Source organism: Microbulbifer sp. Q7, from assembly GCF_001639145.1.
Classification (GTDB): Bacteria; Pseudomonadota; Gammaproteobacteria; order Pseudomonadales; family Cellvibrionaceae; genus Microbulbifer.
The window spans coordinates 1,249,439-1,266,817 of the sequence record NZ_LROY01000001.1; the positions used below are offsets into that span (position 1 = coordinate 1,249,439).

Genomic DNA, 17,379 nt, shown 5'->3' on the forward strand with positions numbered 1-17,379 from the left:
CCGCTGTAGGCGTCAGGGCAAGAAGTGCTCCAGCTGCCGCCCGGCGCCGGCAACCTCCCGCTCCATCAGGAAGTGCGCCAGAGCGCGCTTCTGGCTGTCGCTGAAGCCGTAGTTGGGCATGGGCGGCGTAGGGGTATCGAAGTAGTCCGCCAGTTGCTTGAGGGTGTACTTGCGGCTCAGGTCCTTGAGCGGCAGTCGCTGGTGGCAGCGCACGCAGTTGCGGCGTGCGTATATCTGCGCGCCCTGGCGGGCGGCGCCGCCGTCGATGGCGAGGGGCTTCTTGGGTGCGCTGATGGGTGGGCGGTTGGTGACCGGGGCATCGGACGTCTCCTCGCCCGCGGCACCCGGTTGTACCCGGTAGATGGCACCTGCGTAATCGTCGGAAATGTAAATATTGCCGCGCACGTCTTCCGCAATATCCACCGGGCGACCATAGACCGTGGTTTTGTCCTCGCCGAGAAAGCCCCACATAAAGTCGTGCGAACGGACGCTGCCATCTTCCTGCCAGTGCAACGACACCACCTTGTAGCCGTCCTTTTCGTCCCGGTTCCAGGAACCGTGCAGGGCCACCAGCGCGGCCTCGCGGTAGTGATCCGGCTGCTCCGGGCTGCGCAGGAAGTGGATCCCCAACGGCGCATTGTGGGCGCGGAATTCAAATACCGGGGGGATGGAGGCCGCGATCCTTTGCTGCGCCTCGCCGGCGCTTACTTCGCCGCGTTTGCCCTGGCCATAGTCCGGGTCGGGCACGCGGTTGCCGTTGGCGAAGGGCCAGCCGTAAAAGCCGCCCTGTTCCACCCGGTTCAGCTCGCAGGGCGGGAAGTCGTTGCCGAGCCAGTCGCGACCATTGTCGGTGGCGTAGAGAGCACCGTCTTTCGGTGACCAGTCAAAGCCCACGCTATTGCGCAGGCCGGTGGCATAAATCTGGAAATGGCTGCCGTCCGGTCGAAAACGCATGATGGTTGCGCGCTGCGGGTCTTCTTCTATGCAGACATTGCAGGTAGAGCCGCTGGAGAGATACATCCAGCCATCGGGACCCATACCCAGGGTTTTGGTCCAGTGATTGCCGGTATCCGCCAGGCCACGCACGATTTTCTGGTAGCTGCCGGCAATGCGCCCATCGGAATGATCGAACGGCACGCGCCCCACACCGTCGCTTTCGGCGATATACAGCCAGTCTTCAAACAGCACCAGGCCGTGGGGACGTTGCAGCCCGTCAATCAACACGCGCTGCCCGTCGGTCTTGCCGTCGCCATTGCGATCCGTGAGCAGCAGGCTCACCTGCCCGAGCTTGGGCTGGGAAACCAGCAGATCGCCACTGCGGGTTACCGCCATAAACCGCGCGTTGGGAACCTCATCGCTAAACAGGTGAAGGCGGTAGCCTGGTGCCAGTTGTAACTGGCGGGCAACGGTCTGTTCATTGGTGCTGGCGCCGAGCAACTGGCCCCAGGGCACATTGATACCGGGCACCAATCCAGTGACAACCGCGATAATCAACAAAATCAGGGCGATGACAGCAAAAGCCACAAGGCGGTAAAAACTTAGCGCATTTTTCAACGGAGCGTTCACGATCGTCTTGATCTCGTAACAAAAGTAACTATAGTAAGCCGCTAAATGTCGCACAGGCGTACCAGTTGCGATACGCGCCAGCCCCATCCAGAAGACCCACCCGGGTTAAATGTGACGACGGTCACATGCTTGTAAGACATCTCTTACATCAACTTCAGCAATTTCCCACTACCCTGATTTTCTCTTTCGACCATAATGTATTTGCAAGGACGGAGAACGGACTGCAAAGGCGGCAAGGACAGGTCACCAAGGAACGGAGACCAGCTGCCAGCTCGAAAGGATTTGGGCACCATCCTGTGAGACGCACCGCTTGGGCTGGATTGCTCAAGCGGTGTTTTACGTTCTGGGGCACTGAAAACGTCACAGTGATTTCCCCGCCGGTCTGCGAATGACAACTCATGTCATTTCCCTGCGTATTCCTGCCCGTTACTTCTTATCTTTTTTTACTTCTTCTCATTTCTTGAGCTTTTCCACCCGAGATTTTTCATTATTTTTTTCGCCAGGGCAAAAAATACGGAAAATACGGGAAAAGTGTCTGGAAATCGTCACAAACCTTCGCTTTAATCAGTTCAGGATGGCCCAACACTGTGGCCATGGAGGATGACGCGTTCAGTAACCTAGTGCTGATACCAGTTTCGATGCAACCACCTTTTCTCCATTGGTGGTCAAGGCTGCATCAACTCCAGATTTCGCTGCATTCCACCAGCGGCACCCGTATCCCCGATTTTCCCCAGTACTTTCTTCAGTATCTCCCCCAGTATTTTCCCAAAGCCCTGTTTTCCTGTTTCTCACAAAGCCCCGCCGGGTTGCCCGCGGGGCTTTGTGCATTCTGCTGTTCGCAAAACCCGGAGGTGGACTCGTGCAAGCGCAAATCCTGAGGTTGAATCTCGCCGGCCAACCCCTCGAGTGGTTGAGCTGGGAAGAAGCCGCCTGTCTGTACGTGCGGGAACTGGTGACATGGACACTGGGCGGCGTGGTACAGACAGTCCACGGCGGCATCAACCGCCTGGGCGAACGCTCCACCCTCGACCTCGCCGCCATCATCGCCTGCGGCGGCGACCGCATGGCGCGCCCCCGCACCCGCCCACCGCTCAACAACCGCGCGCTCTTTGCCCGCGACCAACACACCTGCCTCTATTGCGGTAACGGGTTCCCCCTCCGCGAACTCACCCGCGACCACATCCACCCGGTTTCCAAAGGTGGAAAAGATAGTTGGGAAAACGTCGTCACCGCCTGCCGCCGCTGCAACCAGCACAAGGGCAACCGGCTGCTGGAGAATATCGATATGGAACTGCTGGCACTGCCCTTTGTGCCGAATGCGGCGGAGTATCTCGCACTGACCAACAGCGCGCGGATTCGCGGGGATCAGATGGAGTTTCTGCGCGGGCAGTTTGCAAGGAAGAGGCAGGAAGGGTGGCTGGAAAATGGACTGCTGCAGGCCAGCTGAATAGATTTATTTCATTGAAGTCAATTGTGAAGGTGGCGATGCCGGGTGCAGCTTTGTAAGACCTTCCGCGAGAGGGACCTCGCGGAATAGCCCCCATGGATGGGTTAACGGGGGGGGCGCCTAGCTCGTGTCTCGTAAAGTATTCCCCGGTACTGCCACCGCCACGGAACCCAATTAGAGCGCACCGCGAATCAGCGAACTGAGGTAGGTAGCGAAATCATGCCCCTGGTTTTGTAACATCTTCGGGAACATCGAAATGGGCGTCATACCGGGGAAGGTGTTCACCTCATTCAGATAAATCTCCCCATCATCGGTCAGGAAGAAATCGATCCGCGACAGGTCCTTTAACTGCAAACCCACGAACGCCCGTTTGGACGCCTCGTAAATCCATGCCAGCTGCGCCTCAGACAAACCCTCCGCCACCACATGGGTCTGCGCGCGGCTGCCTTCAGCGTACTTTTCCTCGTAACTGTAAAACGTATCCGTGGGCGCACACACCTCACCGGGGGGCGTGATCACCAGCTCGCCCTCGTAGGTGTACGCCGCCACCTCCAGCTCGCGCACCTTCAGGCACTTTTCCACCAACACATAAGGCGACAGGGTAAACGCCTCCTGCAGTGTCTCCGCCAGTGCACCCTCGCTGCTGACCTTGTAGCAACCCACCGAAGAACCTTGGTTAGAGGCCTTCACAAACACGCTGCCCCACTTGTGCAATGCATCCCGCGCCTTGGCGACTTCCCCGGCGGTATTCGCGCACAGGAACTGGTAGGGGGTGTTGTCGATGCCCAGCGCCGTCAGCCACAACTTGGTGGTGATTTTGTTGAAGCAGATCTTGCTCGCCTCGGAGCCGCAGCCAAAATAGGGCAGGCCGAGAATGTCCAGCTGCGACTGCAGGTCGCCAGTCTCACCGGGGTAGCCGTGAATGGAGGGAATTACATAATGCACCGGTTGCGCGCTGCCGGTGGCACTGTACAGCAACCGGTCGGAGCGCAGCTCCTGCAGCTGGCCCTGGTCGTCCAGCAAGCGGCCGTCGGCGTGCATAGTCACGCGGGTGAGGCGGATGTCCGGCGCACTGGCCAGTTCCCGCTGGATAAAGTCGGCGGTGCGCAGGGATACATCGTGCTCACTGCCACCTCCGCCACAAATCAGCAGTACATGGATATCGGTCGGGGCCTGGTTGCTCATCGGGCTCTCATCAATCTGGTTGGAACGGTTAACGCTGCTGGCCGGGGGTTACCGCGGCTGGCGCGGCCAATACCCGGGCGCATTGCGCGGGCATCACCGGCTTTTTGGGCTTCTCCGGCTTCTTGGGCCTTGTGTCGTTCAGGATGGCGTAAAACTCATCGCTAAACCACCAGTCCAGACCCCCGCCGCAGGGTTTGCCGCGCACCTTGGGCTGGGGTTTACAATTTTTGTCTTCCGGCGGGCAGTTTAGTCGCACATGAAAGTGGTAGTTGTGTCCCCACCAGGGCCGCACCTTGCGCAGCCACGCGTTATCGCTGCCAGCAATATCGCACATTTTTCGCTTGATGGTGGGGTGCACGAAGATGCGTGCGACACGCGGATCTTCCGACGCGATACGCAGAATGCCGGGGATGCGCGGGTCCCAGTTTTTTTCCAGTAACTCGTGCTTGCGCGCATCCGCCATGGGCACCGCAGGAATATTGTCGCGCTCCCAAGGAGTGAGTGGTCGCTCCGCGGCGCGCCGGTCCTGGGAAAACCAGATATCCGCATCCAGCCCCTGCTGGTGGCTCTGGTGCCCGCTGCTGAACGGCCCGCCGCGGGCCATCGACATATCGCCGATTTGCAGCCGTCCCAGATCCTGCTCGTCCACTGCATTGGCGAAGTCCTTGAGGAATTCCACCAGGTACGGATTGCCGTAATGCCGGTCGCGGCCGGTGCGCACCAGCTGGAATCCGTCCCCGCGCAGCGGCATCTTCTCCGCCCCACTCAGGCAGCCATTGCTGTAGCCGCCGATACTGGCGGGCAGTTGATTGGAGGGCCTTTTCACCGCCTCCCAAGGATTCTGGGCGAAGGCGGGAAAACTCGCAGCCAGGCTGAGGGCTGTGGTGAGAATTCGAGAAACAAGTTGGGCGGTTGGCGACATGGTTACAGCGAGTACGTCGATTTTGGTATTAGTGGTCGGGAAATTATAGAGGTTCCATTCAATAGTTCTGTGGAAGTATCCGCTTTCGTGGGCATTCTACTTGCGGGTTATGGAGCGGCCCTGCTACCGGTAAACCCTTCGCGAGACACGAGCTAGGCGCCCCCCCTCAACCCATCCCTGGGGGCTCGGCTGCGGCCATCCAGGCCGCAGACGGTCTCGCGAAGGGTTTCCCGGTAGCAGAGCCTTCGCATCAGGCCTAAAAGACATTTGGTCTAGCTATTCACGTATTTCTTTTTTGGTATGGGGTGGGGATGAAGGTGTTGCCATCCGGTGCTCTCTGGCAAGACCTTCAAAAACAGGATGTTTTTGCAGAGCCCCCATGGATGGGTTCACGGCGTGTCTTGCCAGAGAGCACCGGATAGCTACGCCGCTACATTGTTGGGTACAGCGCTCGTTACCGATGCCACATAAATACGAGGCCTCTACAAAACCTCCCGGCAAGCCGCCACTAGCGCCTGCATCTCCTCATCCGTACCAATGCTGATACGTAAGTACTCACTAATCCGCGGCTTGTTGAAGTAGCGCACGATGATGTTGCGCTCGCGTAGCGCCTTGAATAAATCCTCGGCGGAGAGCTTCGGCGGTTTGGCAAAAATGAAGTTGGCGGTGGACGGGACGATGTCGAAACCGAGGTCGCCCAGCTGCGTGCAGGTCCACTCCCGGGTGGCCATCACCTTGGCGCAGTTGTCGGCCAGCCATGCCTGATCCGCAATGGCCGCGGTCGCCACTTTTTGCGCGATGCCATCGATGGGATAGGAATTAAACGAGTTCTTCGCCCGGTTCAGGGCCTCGATCAGATGCGCCTGGCCCATCGCATAACCCAGGCGTAAACCCGCCAGCGCGTGGGACTTCGACAGCGTGTGTACCACCAACAGGTTCGGGTAGCGGTCGATCAGCGCCACGGCACTCTCCCCGCCAAAATCAATATACGCCTCATCGATCACCACCACTCGTTCGGGGTGCAGCTGCAGCAGCTTCTCGATTTCCGCCAGCGGCAGGTAGCGGCCGGTGGGCGCGTTGGGGTTGGGCAGGATCACACCGCCGGCATTCTCGACACCGTAGTCTTCCACCGCGATGGAAAAGTCCTCGCGCAGCGGCAGGGTCTGCGGCGTAATGTCGTAGAACTGGCAGTACACCGGATAAAAGCTGTAGGTGATATCCGGAAACAGCAGCGGCTGCGGGCGCTTGAAGAAACTGTAAAACGCGTGCGCCAGCACCTCGTCTGAGCCATTGCCCACAAATACCTGCTCTGGCGACAGGTCAAACTGGGTGGCGATGGTCTCGCGCAGCTCGGTGGATTCTGGGTCCGGGTACAGGCGCAGGTGGCTCGCCAGGCCCTCTTCCTTCAACACCGCCTGCGCCTTGGGCGACGGCGGGTAGGGGCTCTCGTTGGTGTTGAGTTTAATCAGGCGGGCAGTGGTTTTCGGCTGCTCGCCGGGCACGTAGGGCTGAAGTTGCGCTACGGCGGGGCTCCAGAACGGATTGCCGTGGGCCTGATCCTTCGTTTGATCGCTCATGCTGTCACTCCTTGGCCGGGCACCTGGTCGGGAAACGGGAAGGCGGCGAGCCCGGCGGTGGGAGATTTTAAGCGGAGTGGGCGCAGACTTCGACGGCTATTCGCCCTGAATATCCAGATCGCCCTCGGCAGATGATTTTTTCGACGACTTTCCGCGCTTGTTTTCCGACTCCTCAATGGAAATATCGAACAGCGCCGGCGTGCTGGCGAGGAACTCGTCCAGCGGCTCCGGTTTGCGCCACAGGAAATCCTTGGACTTCAGCTCCTTGGATACCTCCGGTGCGCCGGTGAATTCACCCACCTTGCCGATCTCCACCGCCGCCACAAAACCGAGGAAACACCACGGCAGCAGGATCGACGCCACCAGCCGCCAGTGCGGCGCGATATTCAGCGCCAGGTAGGCGGCACACCACAGCATTACCGGGATCAGAATGGCCAGGGCGAGAATGTTCAACAGCGGCATCACCTGATGCAGGGTAAAGTTGAAATTGAGCAGGGTGGCAAACCATTGCCAGGCGGCGTAGATCAGCGCCGCAGCGGCGGCGATAGACAGGTGCGCCAGAAAGTGCGATTCGTGCTTCACCACCTTGCCGATAAACGCCCAGGCCGCGGCGTAAATGAGCAGGCCGATCACCGCGTCGGTAATCACCTGCACCGCGCCGGTCCACTTGAATTCGCTGGTGCTGGAGATGTAGGCCATCCAAAGGCTCAGCGCCGCCACCAGCACGCACAGTGCCACAGCCACCGGCGGCGTTGCCAGCCGGTCGAATATGGTTTCCGCCGAATGCAGCGGAATGGCCGGGGGCACACTCATGTCGGTATCGATAAAACGCAGGCGGCTTTTGCCCACCTGAATCTCGTCCCCACTTTCGATCAGGTGCTCGCGGATATTGGTGGGCTTGACCGACTTGTCGCGGAAATTGCGCAACAGGCGGATGCCGTTCAGGCTGCCCAGGTCGCGCAGCACATAGCAGCCGTCTTCATCGCGCACCACTTCCGCGTGCACCGCATCCACATGCGGGTCTTCCACCATCACCGCGTTGTCGTAACAGCGGCCGATGGTGGCGCGCTCGCCATCCAGTCGATAGCGCGCGCCCACCCGGTGGACACGATTGATTTCTTCGATAATCAGTGCCATTGGATTTCGCTCGCAAACTTCTGGGTAAAGGCCGTGGCCGACTCCTGGGTAAACCCCGACAGGGTAAAGTGGCTCACCAGCGCGCGGTTGTCCTGGTCCACCGTGAGGCTCACGTAGAACACATCGTACAGATCCGGGTAATCCTTGTAGCGGCGCACACAGTACGAGGTGCGCGCAATCACCGGGTCGCGCTTGCCGGTGGCTTTGGGGGGCGTTGCCGGTTCGTTGTTCTGCGGGGCTTGCTGGTCGCCCATTGGCTTGGCAGCGCCATGGCCATTTCGGGGATGCTGGGTGAACTGCTGCTTGCAGTTGAAGTTGGTCACATCGTCTTCGCCGGCGCTGTTGCCGGGGAAAAACCCGCCCATGTTCTCTTCGTAGGCACTGTAAAAGCGCGACGAGCGCAGGTCGTCGTCGGCCTCCAGCCAGAAGAATTCGTATTCCACCCGGCCGGTATCAAAGTCTTCCGACAGGTACACCACATCCTGGCCGGTACAGCCCTTCGCCACCTGTTTGATGGGGTCGTCCTCATCGTCGGTGGAATTTCCCCAGCACTGGATGGACGGCACAATTTCCCCGACCACCAGCGCATCCCCCAGCGGACGCAGCTGCCAGTCCGCTTCGAGTATCTGGTCGATAATGCGCTGCTGGTTTTTGTGCAGCTGGCGGGTGATCACCGGTTGCAGCTCCAGCGCGCCGTTGTCGTCGGAGGCCTCTTTTTTGTAATCCAGCAGCAGCGCCACCAGCTTGTCCACCGGCACCAGGAAACTGATCTGGTTGCCGGCGGTGGCCACATTGATGCCCACCACTTCGCCCTTGCGGTTGATTACCGGGCCGCCACTCATGCCGGGATTGATCGAGCCGGAAAAATGAATGCGGTCGTAAAAGCTGCCGCCGGCAATACCGTTATAGGTACCGGGCACAATGGTCATGCCCAGGTCCAGCGGGTTGCCCATGGAGACAATGGTCTCCCCCTTGCTGGGTGATTGCGACGCCAGGCGCAGGAAGTCACTGCCCGAGGCACCTTTTTGCCGCAGGATGGCCAGGTCGTTGACCACATCCACATCCAGCAGCTCCAGCTCGCCTTCCTTGCCATCCACCGACAGGTACTTGAGCGTGTACTTGTCCGGGTCGTGCACCGCCTCGGACACCACATGGTAATTGGTGGCAATCAGGCCATCGGTGGAGATCTGGAACCCGGAACCCAGCCCCGCCTTGGAATTGGACGACAGCTCGATCAGGCGGATCTGATACAGGCTGCCGCGGTAGTCGCTGTACAGCTGCTCGTAACTCTGGGATTGGGAAACGCTGGCAAAGGTGAGCAACAGCAGGGCGATCAGGCCCGTCAAAGGTTTCAACATCGTATAGTCGGCACTGATTGATTTGTGGGCGAAACGGCGCTTGATGTTACGGGATAGCCAATGGCGCAACAACAGGCACAACAAGCCGCGGGCATCCCGACAATAATAGAAAGCCCGGTGGCTAAGTGTAGTGAATGGCGGCGACGGCGGTGGCGGCGGCTGGCGTGTAATAGCGTGTAATGGCGTGTGATCGACCTGTAATGGCGAAATCCGTACAGTGCCTACAAGGTTGAGGGGGACGCGATGCCCGGCCCTCACGGGAGCCGCGGCAAGGTGGATTGCAGACACCCCGGTAACGGTGACCATCACGGAAGGTGGCACGAGGAAAGCGACGGAATTGCTTTCCGCACCGGATCCGGTACAGCGCCCCTCGACCAATTTACCAAAGGATTGGTAGTTGCCCGTCTCAGCAGAGCCTAGGAGAGGGGTGATAAATCAGGAAGACTTCGGCGCAAGCTGAACCGTCAGGCCGGCCCGGCAACCACAGAGCCTAGGAAGCCGGGATAGTGGAAGGGTCTGACAGAGGCAAGGATGCCTCATTTCGCTCTTGATAGTGTTGTTGTAACCGTAGATGGCTGGGACCATCTGTTTATCACCGGCAGTAAGCTTGCTTACTGCCGGTTTTTTTTGGCAAAAATCTCCGCGGCACGTGTAGAAAAATGCCAAGCGGTTGCAGTAAGCTGTGTGACGCAGTTCTCGTTCTGAGTCTGTGTTTGTATCAATTGTTCAAGACCAACGATCACCCTGGGCGGTTTGCAGGGAATGTAAGTGACTGCTCACTGCGTAAATTTGATAGGGCTAAAAACATGAATAAAGCAGAAGTAGATAACTATTGTGGTTCATTACCGGTACTAGATGTGGTCGTGCCGGAAGAGGGCATTGAATTTAGTATGGTTTTACAGCCCGTACCCCCAAAGGATGGAGCTTCACAGTATTGGCCGTTGTTTGAAGTGAGTAACCCGAATGAGCTTTTTGGGAATATGAAGTTTCATTTTCGTGAAAATTCCGGAGTCGTAAAAATTAATTTGACTCTGGATGTTTCCAAGGTGCCCGGTCGTGACTTGGAATTTGCAATAAGCACGAGCCGTAAACTGGATGGGCTTTTGGCATTGAGCCCGGATTTTAGGCACCAGTTTATTGCGCGAGCGAAAAGAGTGGACGGCCGTTATACAAAGCTAAAGATTACTATTAAGGATAAAGAACATATTCAGGATAATTTTAGTTTTCTTTGGCTATGTGAAACGGTGGATGGCGGCATGCATTATGTCTCCGGTGACCCCGATATCCAGGTGGATACGGATATCCCTTAATCACTAGCCACTAGTTGCAGATAAGTTCAATTTGGGCTTTATTTAGGCTGCTTGACTGGCAAATACTCTCGAAGCCCGGATAACGAAGTAGTACCGGGCTGATCTTGTCTTCGTTTAATAGCGCTTCAATATATATTTCCGCCATGTTCGTGTCCCCACTGGCTAGATATACAATGGCTGCATTGTATCTGTACAGATAGTCATTTTCTGCTTCTTTCCTAATGCTGTGTAATCGGCGAGTTGCTTCCCTGGTTTGTCCGAGGTTACTCTCGGCGACCGCTTTGAAAAGCTGAGTTTTCCAGTTTTGGGAGGTGTTATCAGAATTTTTAATCGATTCGTAAGTTTGGTTTGCCTTATTAAGCATTCCTAGTGCTTTCAAAGAGTCCGCCAGATTTATTTTTGTGCCTAGATTTTCTGGTTGTAGTGCTAGAGCGCTTTCAAATTGTTTCATTGCGTGCATATATTTTTTTTGTAGCATATATGCGAATCCAAGATTGACTTTGTTGGGAGCGCTTCGGTCCTCGTCTGAGATTTTTAATAAGCTTTTGATTGAGTTGTTCAGGTTTCCGGTTTGCAAGTCAATTGCTGCCAATAATCCGAGCCCACTTTTATGGTCAGGTGATAACTCAAGGAACTTCTCAATATTTTTTTTAGCCTCGTGATGATTTCCGATCGAATAATTTATATAGCTTTTTAGGTAGTAATTTCTTCTGGTTGGAAAAAGCTCAATGGCCATGTCAATGTAGTCGTTGGCCTTGCTGTTATTTCCTTTGGATAGTTCCATTTTAGCTGCGAGAGTGTACATTTCTGGCTGGCTATAGCCCAATTCTCTTAGAGTGCTTATTATTTTCTCTGCTTTCTCCCCATTACCAAGCGCAATATGTGCTTGCGCCTCAATTTGAAGGCGCCTGTTTTTCTGGATTGTAGAAGTATTTAAATGCGTTAGTAATGCTTCAATTTTCTTGTGGATACTCTCGTCGTTGGAACGGTTAAATAACTGCTCGGCTGTCCGGATGAATAATAAGTATCCATTTGGAAAGTCAGGGTTTTGATAAATTAATGATTCTAGTAACTGAAGGTTTTCACTATTGATTTTCCCCGAATTTATTGATTCGGATATTTCAAAGTATCTTTTGAATTCATCGCTTGAAATATTGGGAGTGGCTGACAAGTGCCTGTCGTTAAAGAGTTCGTTAATTGCAAGCTGTATTGATGAGTTACTGTCGTAGAGTTTTGCACTTAGCATAGAGGCTTTTGTGGTGGCGATGATGCTATTGTTTTTTGAATTAATGCGGCTAAAGGTTATTTCGCATTTGGTTAGATCGCAAATGGCCTCAGGTTGAATTATATCTGTTGTGTTTGTTGGGATGACGATTTCTGAGCTGCTTTCTGTCGAATTTCTAATGAGGTATGTGTGTTTTAAATTCAAGATTGCGGAGTTCGAAGATTCCGAAATGAAGCTTAAAGCGTGCTCTTTCTCTTTTTCAGGTAGATTGTCTGCCGCCTGCATTTTTATTGGTAGGGTGGCGACAAAAATAGGCTGCTGCTCTCTATTTATTGCCCAGTATCCAGCGTAGCAAAGCGCTACTATAGCAATAGCAGTTCCAAGCTTGATCCATTGATTTTTCTTGGGTCTGGTAATCAATAGCGTTGCAGTTTTGGATAGATCAAATGAGTTGGAAGTTAATGTCTGCTCGATAAGGTAAGCCAACACTTCATACACATCAGAGGCGGATTGTGGTCTCTGTTTTGTATCCTTGCTGAGAAGTTTGTCCAGCAGTATAGCCAAGGGCTCCGGAATGTCAGGCCAAGCAGTTTCTGGCGGAGTGTGCGGATCGTTGGTGACGCGGTTGGCCATGGCCAGGGCGCCGATGTCGTTTTTGCCGAAGGGGCGGCTACCGGTGAGTAGCTCGTAGGCGATAGTGCCAAGGCTGAACAGGTCGCTACGGGCATCCAGCGGTTTGCCGAGGATCTGTTCCGGCGACATGGCGGTGATGGTACCCGCGAGCTGGTTTTCCGCCGTTAAGGTTTTCTCATCCAGCTGCTGGGATTTGGCGATGCCGAAGTCGGTGATCTTAGCCACCGGTTCGCCCTTGGTGTTTTCCGCGATGAGGATATTGTCGGACTTCAGGTCGCGGTGAATGATGCCGAGGCTGTGGGCTTCGCTCAGGCCCAGGCAGATCTGCATCAGCAGGCTGAGTTTCTGTTGCAGGCTGGGGCTGCGCTCGCGCATCCAGGCGCGCAGGGTGGTGCCCTCGATATATTCCATCACCAGCGCAACACTGCCGTTGTCTTCCAGTACATCGTGCAGGGCGACAATATTGGGGTGGTTGAGCTGGGCTAATAAACGGGCTTCCTGCTGAATGCGGTCGCGGGCGTTCTGGCTGGCGGCGTCGTCTTTCAGCTTCTTGATCGCCACCTGGCGGTGCAGCTTGAGGTCGTCGGCCAGGTAGACCACGCCCATGCCGCCTGCGCCCAGGGTGCTCCGGATGCGGTAGCGGTCGCTGCCGATACGGGTGTTGGGGGCGGCCTTGTGCTGCGTAACCTCGGGGTCTGCAATGTCCATCTGCGCGTTTTCTTCTTGTTAGAGCCTGATTGTGCGCCCGGCCGATACCCCTGGCCTGGGCGTTGACGAGCCGCGGGGCATCGGTGCGGGCCGGGGGCCGTTACAGATTCGCGCTGGTCTCGTCGCCGCGGGCGATCTGGGAATCACCCGCTGTGTTGTGGTGCTCCCCGCTGCGGCACAACCCCGGATATTGCTGCCGGAGGTCGTTGAACGCGGGAATGTTGCAGATTTTGACAAACCGTGCGGTGCAATACCAGATGGGCGAGATGCCCTGCTGCAGGGTTTTGCGAATGTGCGCCTTGGCGGAGAGCAGGTCGCCGGTGGTGATGTACACCTGGGCGCGGGCGTAATTGGTGTAGAGGTCGTCCGGGGCATCGCGGCGAATCTTGAGCAGGTTTTCTACCGCCTGCTCGCCGTTGCCGAGCTCGGCGTAGGCGCGGGCTCGCATCAGCAGGCCTTCCCAGTCGTTGCGTTGCTGGGTGAGCGCCAGCGCCTGCCGGGCCAGTGCCTGGGCGCGCTCGGGCTGCTGTTGTTCGCGGGCGATTTCGGCGCGGTACAGCAGCGGGGAGGCGTCTTTGGGGGCCAGCTCGGAGACCCGCTGGAAGCAGGTTTGCGATTGCGCGTACTGCTTTTCGATGTAGTAGGCGAGACACAGGTTGTAGGTGTCCATAGGCCCGATGCGGTCGAGACCAACCTCCATCAGCAGGCGGATGGTTTCGGTGGGCTGGCCTCCGTCGAGCATGTTGGCGGCCAGCAGCGAGATGGCCTCGATGGATTCCGGGTTGAGGGCGATGGCCTGCCGGAGTACCTCGTTGGCGGCGGGCATGTCGCCGTCGAGGGTGAGGTTCAGGGCCTTCTGGCCCAGGTAGGCGTAGCTGGAGCGCAGGGCGAGAGCCTGGTCGATGCTGTGCAGGGCGCGGCGGTAGTCGCCCTGTGCCTGGTGATAGACGGCGCTGAACTGGTGGTAGGTGGCTTTGTCCGGCAGGGTCAGCTTGAGCTTCTCCAGCAGGCTTTCGGCCCGCCCGATGTCGCCGAGCATGATCGCGAGGCTCAATTCGCTGATCAGGATTTCCGGGGCTTCGTTCAGCCGCTCGGGGGCTCGTTGCAGCAGCGCTGCCAGGCGTTCATCGGCCTCTGCGGCGCGGGTGTTGAAGTCGTGGTCTATGACCATTTCTGCGTACAGTTCGTACAGCGGGGCGAACCCCGGCGCCCGCTGTTGCAGTGCATCGAGCCGGTCCAGCAGCGACCCCAGGTGCAGGTAATCGTCGCGGCGCTGGTAGATTTCCAGGTAGGTGAGGTAATCCTCGTCGTCGATCTGCGCGGAGCTGCTGAGGGCCTGTGCCGGGTAGTCCGTCAGCAGGGCGTCCAGCTGGTGCAGGGTGCGCGCGCGGCTTTCCAGCCCTTCGTCCATTACCAGGCGGGTGCTCTGGCTGCCGATGACCGACAGGGTGGTGCTGTCGAGTAGTTCCAGTGACAGTTCGCAGCTGCGCCCCTGGCAGTCCATATCCGGGAGCAGCAGCAAATCCGCGTTGAGGGATTTGGCCTGGTTGGCGAGCGACTGCCCGGCCAGTTTGCGCGACTCGGAATAGGAGATGAGGTGCAGCCCGCGACGGGCAGACAGCCCCTGTTTGAGCGCATTTTGCACATTGCCCGCCAGCAGGCGCTGGTCGTGGGACATGGCCTGCCCGCGTACGTCCGGTTCCAGAACCGCAATGTAGCGGCCTTTCTGGGACTCGGCGGGCGCTGAATACAGGGAAACGCCGGCGATCGCCGCAATACCGACAGCGCAGACCGCGAGTGCGCCCAGGGCCCTGCGGCCCAGGCTGCGGCGGTGGGGCCGCCGGAAGTAGTCCTCGGCGGTTACCGTAGCGGTGAGGCTGTGGGTGCGACTCTGGGTGCGACTGTGGGAGCGACTAAATCGGGTGTCGCTACCGCGCAGCTGTTGCAACAGGGATTCCAGCTCGGCAGCCACTTCGGTGGCGTTCAGTGGGCGCTGTTGCGGCTGCTTCGCCAGCAGGCGGTCGAGCAGATCGCTGGCGGCCTGGGGCAGTTCCGGGGCCAGCTTGCTGGCCGGAGGGTGCGGGCTTTTCACAATGCGATCAACAATCACGTAGGGGCTGCTGTTGTCGCCGAAGGGGCTCTGCCCGCACAGCAGGCGATAGGCCACAACGCCGAGGGCAAACAGGTCGCTGCGGTTGTCCAGGGGTTTGCCCTGGGCCTGCTCTGGCGACATGGCGCCCCAGCTGCCGGCCACATGTTGCTCGCGGGTGAGGCCGCTGTCTTCGTGCCAGTTTTTGGCAATGCCAAAATCGGTGATCTTGATGGTGCCGCTGCTGTCCACCAGGATATTTTCGGCTTTCAGGTCCCGGTGGATGATGCCGGCGCTGTGGGCACGGGCGAGGCCGGCGCACACCTGCTTGAGCAGTTGTAGTTTTTGCGGCAGGTCCAGGTCGCGCTCCCGTTGCCAGCGGTCGAGGCTGCAGCCGTCCACATACTCCATCACCAGGGCGATACCGCTCGGGTCCTCCACCACATCGTAGAGTTGCACGATATTGCTGTGATTGAGTTGTGCGAGCAGCAGTGCTTCGCGGCGGATGCGCTCGCCGGCGTTGCTGCTGTTGGGATTGCGCAGCAGCTTCTTGATGGCCACCTGGCGGTTCAGGCGCTCGTCGGTGGCCAGGTAGACCACACCCATGCCGCCGGAGCCGAGCCGGGCGGTGGCGTGATAACGGCCGATGTAAAAAGGAAGCTGCTCTGGTTGCATGTTACTGACTGCGGTAATAAATCTACGGGTAAACCGCCGTCCGTGGATTAGGAGGCCCGCTTGTGCAGGCCCGGTAGTGTATCGCGAAGTCCGTGCGCGAGTGTGTTCGGCTCTAGTGTGTGCGGCTCTAGTGCGTTCGGCTATGGCCTGAGCATTTGGGCTCAGGCGGGCTCGGGTTCTACGGCGTACTCGCCGGTGCTGGCTTCCAGCTCTTCTTTCTGTGAGCCCTTGAAAATATCCAGCATGTAGCCACCCAGGCGCATTTCATACGCACGTCGCTCTACCAGCCGCGAGGTGTCGATGGCATCGGGCAGGCTGTCGGCAATCTGTTTGCGCGCGCGGAATATCTGGGTGTTCAGGTGGTTGACCGTGATACCCAGCTCGCGGGTGGCGAGATCAATGGCCACCCAGCCCTGGTCGGGCGCATCCACATTGCGCCGAATGTCGCGGATGCGTGCGCGCGCCAGGTACAGCAGCAGGTAGTTATGGGTGCGCGCCGCCAGGTCGAGGCGCATGTCGTCTTTGGCCAACTGCAGTTGCACATGCTCTTCGTGATGGCTCACGGTAAAGCGCAGGCGGAAGTCGGAGACACACAGGTTCTTGAACGAGAGCTCGGTGGTGGTGCTTTGGCTGGCGGCGAGGAACAGCCGCCAGCTACTGCGGGCGCAGTCGATACGGCTATTGTGCGTCACCACCTTGGCGCTCTCGCCGTGCGCTGGCCCCTCAATCAGTTCGTAGACCCACACGCCGTTGACCGGGTTGAAGTGCAGGCTGGCAATGGGGTCGTGCTCGTCGGGTAGCAGGTGGTAGGACTCCAGCGGCATACCTTCGCCGGTGTGGAGGTCGATCAGCAGGTTTTCCGGCGGGTCGAGGTTTTCCACCTTCCATACGGGGTTGGTGGCGCGACCGAACGTAAGCGCATCGCCGATATTGAGCGGCTGGTTCTTGGCGGGAATCAGTTGCTGCCCGTTGACCCAGGTACCGTTGCGGCTGAGGTCGCGAATGATCCAGTGGCTGCCGGTCCACTGGACGGCGGCGTGAATGCCGGAGATCTCAGGCAGAGTGATGCGCGTATCGGCAACCCCCTGACGGCGGTCAATGGTGTGGTGGGCCATCAGGTAGACGGGTTGATCCTGATCCGGATGTTGCAAGCTGGCCATGACTGGTCCCTTCCCCCAAACAAACTGTACCCCGTCGCCAGCGATCTCGTGCTAGAGCCGTCGGTGGCTGGCGTACAGAAATTATCAAGAACAGGGCGGCCGGAGTGGTTCTCGCCGGGCACAGCCTTGTGCGCAGCTGACGCGCCAATTCCCGCTGTTTGGAGCAGATTGGTGCTGGCCGATTGTTATTGCCGGGGCGTGCAGGCGGCTTTGGGTGGTACACCGGCGCCTGCCGTAGCAGGGTGGTCCACCTCTCTTTGTCGTTGCCGCAGCAGTGCCTTCGCCGCTGTCTTGAGTCCGTGGCCGTTGCCCAAATGGGCGACCGTCCACTTTAGTGTTGTTGCCGTAGTTATACCGGACTGCGGAACGAATGCAACGATTGGATGC

11 protein-coding genes are annotated in these 17,379 nt (G+C 58.0%); 2 read left to right on the forward strand and 9 right to left on the reverse strand.

From position 1 onward, the window contains the following. Positions 1-12: 12 nt before the first annotated feature. On the reverse strand, positions 13-1,524 hold the full coding sequence (locus tag AU182_RS05090; protein ID WP_066962219.1) for a PQQ-dependent sugar dehydrogenase: 1,512 nt from the start codon (positions 1,522-1,524) through the stop codon (positions 13-15). Between the two features lie 901 nt (positions 1,525-2,425). On the opposite strand from AU182_RS05090, the gene AU182_RS05095 reads away from it, so the two are divergent. Further along, positions 2,426-3,013, forward strand: a complete 588-nt coding sequence (locus tag AU182_RS05095; protein ID WP_066961496.1) for an HNH endonuclease — start codon at positions 2,426-2,428, stop codon at positions 3,011-3,013. 174 nt (positions 3,014-3,187) lie between these two features. On the opposite strand, the gene AU182_RS05100 is transcribed toward AU182_RS05095, so the two are convergent. From AU182_RS05100 to AU182_RS05120, 5 genes are all read right to left on the reverse strand, one after another. Continuing rightward, positions 3,188-4,198 (reverse strand): D-alanine--D-alanine ligase, encoded by a 1,011-nt coding sequence (locus AU182_RS05100; protein ID WP_066961498.1) that lies wholly within the window; start codon positions 4,196-4,198, stop codon positions 3,188-3,190. Between the two features lie 28 nt (positions 4,199-4,226). Beyond that, the gene (mepA, locus tag AU182_RS05105; protein ID WP_066961500.1) at positions 4,227-5,120 is read right to left on the reverse strand and encodes a penicillin-insensitive murein endopeptidase; all 894 of its coding nucleotides are present in this window, start codon (positions 5,118-5,120) and stop codon (positions 4,227-4,229) included. A 482-nt stretch (positions 5,121-5,602) separates the two neighbouring features. Continuing rightward, entirely contained in the window at positions 5,603-6,697 is a 1,095-nt protein-coding gene (gene hisC, locus AU182_RS05110; protein WP_066961509.1) for a histidinol-phosphate transaminase, read from the reverse strand. Positions 6,698-6,793: 96 nt separating this feature from the next. Then, positions 6,794-7,834: an FHA domain-containing protein gene (locus AU182_RS05115; RefSeq protein ID WP_066961512.1), complete on the reverse strand. Its 1,041-nt coding sequence runs from the start codon at positions 7,832-7,834 to the stop codon at positions 6,794-6,796. Continuing rightward, entirely contained in the window at positions 7,825-9,192 is a 1,368-nt protein-coding gene (locus tag AU182_RS05120; RefSeq protein WP_066962221.1) for a S1C family serine protease, read from the reverse strand. The genes AU182_RS05115 and AU182_RS05120 overlap by 10 nt, the downstream gene beginning before the upstream one ends. Positions 9,193-9,998: 806 nt before the next feature. Here AU182_RS05120 and AU182_RS05125 point away from each other — a divergent pair. After that, entirely contained in the window at positions 9,999-10,502 is a 504-nt protein-coding gene (locus tag AU182_RS05125; RefSeq protein WP_153039115.1) for a hypothetical protein, read from the forward strand. Positions 10,503-10,512: 10 nt separating this feature from the next. On the opposite strand, the gene AU182_RS05130 is transcribed toward AU182_RS05125, so the two are convergent. The 3 genes from AU182_RS05130 to AU182_RS05140 all read right to left on the reverse strand — a co-directional run bounded on the left by AU182_RS05130 (position 10,513) and on the right by AU182_RS05140 (position 16,992). Further along, entirely contained in the window at positions 10,513-13,068 is a 2,556-nt protein-coding gene (locus AU182_RS05130) for a serine/threonine-protein kinase (protein WP_066961519.1), read from the reverse strand. Between the two features lie 100 nt (positions 13,069-13,168). Further along, positions 13,169-15,832 (reverse strand): serine/threonine-protein kinase, encoded by a 2,664-nt coding sequence (locus AU182_RS05135; protein ID WP_066961521.1) that lies wholly within the window; start codon positions 15,830-15,832, stop codon positions 13,169-13,171. Between the two features lie 161 nt (positions 15,833-15,993). Beyond that, positions 15,994-16,992, reverse strand: a complete 999-nt coding sequence (locus AU182_RS05140) for an FHA domain-containing protein (RefSeq protein ID WP_066961525.1) — start codon at positions 16,990-16,992, stop codon at positions 15,994-15,996. Positions 16,993-17,379: the final 387 nt, after the last annotated feature.

Coding starts and splice junctions, on each gene's coding strand:
- AU182_RS05100 (WP_066961498.1), bottom strand. CDS start 4,198: ATGAGCAACCAGGCCCCGACCGATATCCATGTACTGCTGATTTGTGGC.
- mepA (WP_066961500.1), bottom strand. CDS start 5,120: ATGTCGCCAACCGCCCAACTTGTTTCTCGAATTCTCACCACAGCCCTC.
- hisC (WP_066961509.1), bottom strand. CDS start 6,697: ATGAGCGATCAAACGAAGGATCAGGCCCACGGCAATCCGTTCTGGAGC.
- AU182_RS05115 (WP_066961512.1), bottom strand. CDS start 7,834: ATGGCACTGATTATCGAAGAAATCAATCGTGTCCACCGGGTGGGCGCG.
- AU182_RS05120 (WP_066962221.1), bottom strand. CDS start 9,192: ATGTTGAAACCTTTGACGGGCCTGATCGCCCTGCTGTTGCTCACCTTT.
- AU182_RS05125 (WP_153039115.1), top strand. CDS start 9,999: ATGAATAAAGCAGAAGTAGATAACTATTGTGGTTCATTACCGGTACTA.
- AU182_RS05130 (WP_066961519.1), bottom strand. CDS start 13,068: ATGGACATTGCAGACCCCGAGGTTACGCAGCACAAGGCCGCCCCCAAC.
- AU182_RS05135 (WP_066961521.1), bottom strand. CDS start 15,832: ATGCAACCAGAGCAGCTTCCTTTTTACATCGGCCGTTATCACGCCACC.
- AU182_RS05140 (WP_066961525.1), bottom strand. CDS start 16,992: ATGGCCAGCTTGCAACATCCGGATCAGGATCAACCCGTCTACCTGATG.